The sequence below is a fragment of the Paenibacillus sp. CFBP13512 genome (assembly GCF_005233705.1).
Lineage (GTDB): Bacteria > Bacillota > Bacilli > Paenibacillales > Paenibacillaceae > Saccharibacillus > Saccharibacillus nuruki.
Window position 1 is genome coordinate 21,029 of record NZ_QGAD01000030.1, and the last position, 6,000, is coordinate 27,028.

Sequence of the window (6,000 nt, forward strand, 5' to 3'; positions counted from 1 at the left end):
AATGAGAAGTATTACTAACCACGATCTGTTAACCTGGGCATGGCAAGCAGCTTTTTTGGTCATCACAATAGCTATATGTTACAGCTACATCGAATATCGTATAGAGTTGCATAAAGAAAAAAAGAGAAAAGCAGTGCTTTGATCAAGCTTTTTATATTTCAAGTACACATCTGATTTATTTATGATAAAATCAAATTAATCTAATACTAATGCGACGAAGAACGCGCTAATCCTTTAAGGGGACTAGCGCGTTCTTTTTTTGAGGAGAGAATGAATATGAAATTCAAACTTATTATTTCTGCTTGTGCTTTATCCGTATGTACTTTAATTTCGTCTTGCCAGAGTTATGCAGCGCAACAAACACCAATAGCGGTATATTTTGATGGTAAGGATTTAAGCATGGTACAAAAACCCACTGTTATTAATGGTAGTACTCTGATTCCAATGAGATCTATTTTTGAGCAATTTGGAGCATCTGTAAAATGGGATAATGCTACAGATACTGTAACGGCTAGCAAAGGTAAAACCCAAATTAAAGTGACAGTAGGGAAATACACTGCTTTAAAAAATGGTCAGAACATATCTATGAAAGTATCTCCTAAAGTAATTAACAATACACTTTATGTTCCACTTCGTTTTGTTAGTGAGTCTTTTGGGTCACAGGTTGGTTGGTTACCTACAGCACATACAGTTACAATTAACTCATTCCCGACGCAATCTTTGAAGATCGATCACATTAGAGACGGGGATACGTTTGAAGGTGTTTATACTTCAGGTAAGCAAAAAGGAGAACGAGCCGTTATTCGCTTAATTGGAGTAGATACTCCGGAAACAGTCAAAGCAAATACACCGGTACAAAATTACGGCCCTGAAGCATCTGCATATACAAAGTCAATTCTTAGTCACCAAACGGTATATATCAGCACAGACCAATCGAATGATATCTATGGACGAACTTTAGCTTATGTGTTTCTTGAAAATGGCTTACTATTTAATGCGGATTTAGTATCTAAGGGCTACGCTAGAGCGATGACTATTGCTCCTAATACACGGTGGGCTTCTTTATATACTGAATTAGAAGGAATGGCTAAAAGCGAAAGTATGGGGCTCTGGAACACCAATAATACTGATACAGCGATCACCAGCATGCTAGAAGAATCAAATCTACCTGCTTTGATCACAGATTCATCAGCTGCTAAAAAATATGTTTCGCAAGATGAGATGACAAGACTTTTGATCATGGCAATTTTTCCTGAAACTAAAGCTGTATTTTTAGCAAAATCTTTTTATGATCTAAGTCAAGACGAGCAGGTACAAAAAACAACCAAGCTAGCGATTGAGAAAGGACTCACGATTACTGAAGCATTTATTAACTCTAAGGAACCAGTAACTCTATCCACGTCTGTTCAAATCATAAGCGATGCTCTTGATATTAACCCTGATCAAGGATTGTTGTTACTTCAAGATTTAAAGATGCTTCCAGCTGAAGGTGATACGAATAAATTGTTATCGATCGAAGCTAGTAAGGCACTGATTCAAAAGGTAGATTTAATAGCAGAACCGCTAAAATCATATACCAAGAATATTAAGGTAGCAGCATCTCAATCTAAGCATGCTACTGAGCTTGCTCAAACGTTACAAAACAAAGATTTTTCAGTAGCTATTGAACAGTATGCTATTCGTATTAAAGATTCGCTAACCCATCCAGAACAGCTACAGGATTTATTGAATATAGATTCTTTATTGGCTTCTGCCAAGTCACTGGCTTCAACGGATTGGACCACCATTGTAAAGCAAAAAGATATCATCGAGTCTTTGACCAAGGCAACGGTAAAATTAAAACAAGCCAATCAATCCTTACAGTTAGCCAAGAAAGCACTGACACAATAACTTCTTTAAAGTATCTGCATTATATTGTATAATTATGCTACCAATTAAATAAACCATAACGCGAAGCACGCGAACACCCTACTAGGGTTGTTTGCGTGCTTTTTGTTTTGAAAAGTGAGGGTATTATGCCACGTTTAAGTAAGATTTGTTTGGGTTTACTTATTTTTTTTCTATTGTATATTTTCCGTTTACAGTTTGTTGTGCCTGTCTTTTATTTCGTTTTTGGACTAATGATATATACTGTTTTTTTCTTTTGGGCTAAAGCCAAAGATTTAGATCAGGAATATCCAAACTGGAATTATGTATTAAATACTCCCGGAGGAATGGTCAAATTTTTACTAACTGGATCAGTCATATGGTTTGCTGTGGTGTATCCAATGGTTAGACAAGCCTTTGTAAAACCGAAAGAAAATGAAGCTGAAGAAAAAGGGGTGATTTTCTCCTGGTTAAGCTATCTTATGAATCCGTTGGATTGGCATAAGAGCTGGTTCAATAAATTTTATCAGTAGCAAAGGAGTATAGTCTAAATGGAACAGTTTCAATTTTTAAAAGGCTTATCAGGAGACTTTATTTATTTACTTATTTGTACGCCTATTCTTTTAGTTATGACTGTAGCAACACTTCAGCTGTATCTATCAAGAAAAAGGAAACCGTATTCTGTATTTTCTAGAATCATGTTAGCTCATTCTATTGTAAATAGTATGCTTTTTTTAACAGCATTCATACTACTGGTTTTCAATATAAAAGGAGCTTTACTTCATACGCTTATTCACTCTTCTCAACAAATGTTATTTCTTTTAATTCTGTATGGTTTTTTCAGATTCAACAATATCCCTATGATAAAGGATAAGATATACTACTTCTCATCATCAGCGATCGTGTTTGCCGTAGGTGTTTTTTCTATACGCTTATCAGCAATACTTTGTATTACAGCTCTTACCTGGCTACTATACAAAAATTACAAGCAGTACGCTTCAATTCAGAGCTTAATTGCAAGTTCGGGACTATTTACGTTGTCTTTATTAATAAATGATATTGTACAATACACGAATCCTATTGTAGCTTTTATAGGTTTGCTAGTTGCCGTTGCTAGTTACGCTTTATTTTTTATGATCATTATGTCTTACTCTCTACATTTAATAGAAGGTTCTTATATGTCGTCTATAACAGATCCTCTAACAGGACTATATAATCGAAGAATGTTTATGCGCTATATTCATCAGTGTTTAGGCAATTCTCAACCCATTGATATTATTTTTGCTGATATTGATAATTTCAAAAAGTTAAATGACACGCAAGGTCATGAGATGGGGGATGAAGCTTTAAAACATGTTGCCTCCATTTTTATAGAAGAAACTAAAGACATAGGTATAGCTGCTCGATACGGTGGAGAAGAGATCGTAGCGTTAGTATATGACAACTCTATATCCACAGAAATACTTGCACAAAGGATTCTACAACGCGTTGAAAAAGAGACCATTGTTACATTAAGTGTAGGTTACAAAAATTATGATTCTGAAGATACTCCAGATAATCTTATTAAACATGCAGATGAAGCCATGTATTCTGCTAAAAAAACAGGTAAAAATAAAGTAGTAGGCTACTCACCACTTTTAAATATTCTCGAAGATAAAAACAATGAAAAAATAATTGTATAAAAAATATAAACTTTAAGATTTGTAATACTGACAACCTATTGGTTGTCTTTTTTTTTATCATCGCATAAAATTGAATATACTATTAACTGTAATTAAAATAATTTGAAGCGTTTACTTAATAAAAATAAAAATCCTTAATGTAGTTTTGTATCATTCTAAATGAGTGAAAATAATGATTAAGGAAGAGAGCGAGCTTATGATAACACCAATTCGGTTTTTAAATAACAAAAATGCTGGAAAATATAGATTGATCGGAATTTCGTACTATCCTAAACAAGAGTATACTGCTGATCGTAAGAATATAGAGATACAAGTTCAGTTCTCAGATTATGATGAACCTTTAGATATTTCTAAATTACTTAAAAAACAAAATCCTTAAACGCATTAAGATGACTGTTGATGTAGTTCTTGTTCTGTTCTAACAAGTAGATCTTCATTTTTATACACTGATGAAAACCAGTTTATTGGATTTTTTACTTGTCTGGTTCTGATAGCTTTCACAAGCTTTGTTATGGCTCGTTCAATAGCCTCAAAGCGATAACAGCTAATCTCTTTTTCAACTTGTTGATAGATCGATTCTACCAATACATTTGGCAAGTCATTTGTACTACATTGTTCTAAAAATTCTTTTTGTAGATAATTTAGAGATCCCGTTTGTTGTTCAATAATCATTTGATGATAGACTTTTTCGTATTTAGGATATGGATTTGGTTCTGGTTCTATTGTGTATGAGGGAGACATTTGTTCTTCTTCCTCTTCTAGATCTTTTAAGTCTTTTAAAGAATTTAAATCTTTTAAAAGATTTTTATTACTATAGGATGCATCTGGTGCGTATAATACAGCAGAATCTGGTGCATGAGGTGCATCATTTTTCTCATTTTGTGCATCCAGTGCATTTTGAGGTACGGTACTAGTCGAAGAAAGTTGATACAAATTTGAAGTTTGCTTGTAATAACCTTCAGTATCTTTTTTATATCTGTGTTCTTTTTGAATTAAGCCTTGAGTAGAGAGTTCTTTAACTACATATTGCGCCTTACGTTTAGACATGCCTCCGGCAGCTGCAATTGTTTCATAATCAGGGAATATGGATGAATGGGTATGTTCGTAGACTTTAAAAACGATTAAAACCATTTTTTCGTAGGTCTTCAAATCTTTATCTGCTAGTAAATCTTGTAGATCGTTAAGAATAGGTTGAGATGAGTACATGAAATAACCTCCAGAGATAAATTATTTCACGCATATACCTTGATATAGTAGATTAACTTTTATATAATAATGGTATAAGCGTGTTAAAGTTTTTAAGCGACTTTAATACAACTCCAGGAATGATGTTTTTTGCCGAAACATATTCCTGTAGAAATGGAACTTAAAGAGTTTGCCGCTCTTCAAGTTTATGATGTTAGTTCTGCTGACTCCCTATATTTATATAGGGAGTTTTCGTTTTTTACATAAATAAATTTTGCCTATATGCATTGTATTCTGACTCTAAATGCAGAGTCAATATATCGGGGTTGAAAGGACGTTTTGAAATTATCGGGGTTGAAAGGACGATATATCGGGGTTGAAAGGACGAAAAAACAAAAAACATCGGGGTTGAAAGGACGTTGTATCGGGGTTGAAAGGACATTTCAGAAATTTTAATTTTTTTTGGATTTTTTTTTGCTATCGGGGTTGAAAGGACAATATATCGGGGTTGAAAGGACGTGGTTCTTTTATTACTTCTGTAACTAGTTTTTATTAGTTACATTCATTATGTGTCAATATAATTATATTATTTAATTAGATGATACACGATTCATTTTTTTAAACCGTTACAATATATTCATCAATAATCATAAATACATCGTTACTAAATAAGAAAATTTTGTGGTTTAAAATAAAAAATGATACTCATAAACAAACTTTGAGTATCACCTCTAGACAAAATTGTATAAATTATTCATCTTTTTCGTAAAGTTCTTTTTTTGGAGGGATAGAATTGAAAAAGAATTCATCTTTTTTACTATCAGGAACAATGATCATAAAATTCCCATCTTTATCTTGTGTATGTTGTATTTCAGTTATTTCTTCATCGGAATACACAAGAACTTTTAAAGTATAGTCTAGACTATTGTAGGATAACAATTTAAAATCTATTTCTCCTGTTTCTAAAAGTTCATCTACTATTCTATTAGCATCTGTGTATACAACACGAAAATTATCATCATAAACTAGGTAGATACGATCTAGTAGTTTTTTTTCATTATCTAGTGTTAAATAATAATCATCGTTACACTTTAAAGTGATTTGATATTTTTGTGTATTAAAATCCTTAAAAAAATTTACAGCCATTTTTTTTAATAAAATGGGTTGAGTTTTATCTAGTGTATGAGCTTTAGCTAAATTAATATCATTACTAGCAAAAGATAAATTACTTATGCAACAATTAAATTCATTATTATTATGATGTTCT

Annotated in this window: 6 protein-coding genes; 4 read left to right on the forward strand and 2 right to left on the reverse strand. The window is 32.5% G+C overall.

Annotation, left to right across the window (positions count from 1 at the left end):
• Positions 1–276 precede the first annotated feature (276 nt).
• From PaeCFBP13512_RS22470 to PaeCFBP13512_RS22485, 4 genes are all read left to right on the forward strand, one after another.
• Positions 277–1,890 carry a stalk domain-containing protein gene (locus tag PaeCFBP13512_RS22470; RefSeq protein WP_161594346.1) on the forward strand — a complete coding sequence of 538 codons (1,614 nt, stop codon included), beginning with the start codon at positions 277–279 and terminating at the stop codon, positions 1,888–1,890.
• A 125-nt stretch (positions 1,891–2,015) separates the two neighbouring features.
• Complete coding sequence (locus PaeCFBP13512_RS22475) at positions 2,016–2,399, forward strand: hypothetical protein (RefSeq protein ID WP_137226168.1); 384 nt, start codon at positions 2,016–2,018, stop codon at positions 2,397–2,399.
• Between the two features lie 18 nt (positions 2,400–2,417).
• Positions 2,418–3,548 carry a GGDEF domain-containing protein gene (locus tag PaeCFBP13512_RS22480; protein ID WP_137226170.1) on the forward strand — a complete coding sequence of 377 codons (1,131 nt, stop codon included), beginning with the start codon at positions 2,418–2,420 and terminating at the stop codon, positions 3,546–3,548.
• Positions 3,549–3,711: 163 nt separating this feature from the next.
• Positions 3,712–3,927, forward strand: coding sequence for a hypothetical protein (locus tag PaeCFBP13512_RS22485; protein ID WP_161594347.1), 216 nt, complete (start codon positions 3,712–3,714; stop codon positions 3,925–3,927).
• A gap of 5 nt (positions 3,928–3,932) precedes the next feature.
• On the opposite strand, the gene PaeCFBP13512_RS22490 is transcribed toward PaeCFBP13512_RS22485, so the two are convergent.
• Positions 3,933–4,754 (reverse strand): helix-turn-helix domain-containing protein, encoded by an 822-nt coding sequence (locus tag PaeCFBP13512_RS22490; protein ID WP_137226172.1) that lies wholly within the window; start codon positions 4,752–4,754, stop codon positions 3,933–3,935.
• Between the two features lie 729 nt (positions 4,755–5,483).
• On the reverse strand, positions 5,484–6,000 hold a 517-nt coding region (locus PaeCFBP13512_RS23305), incomplete at its 5' end, for a hypothetical protein (protein ID WP_161594348.1).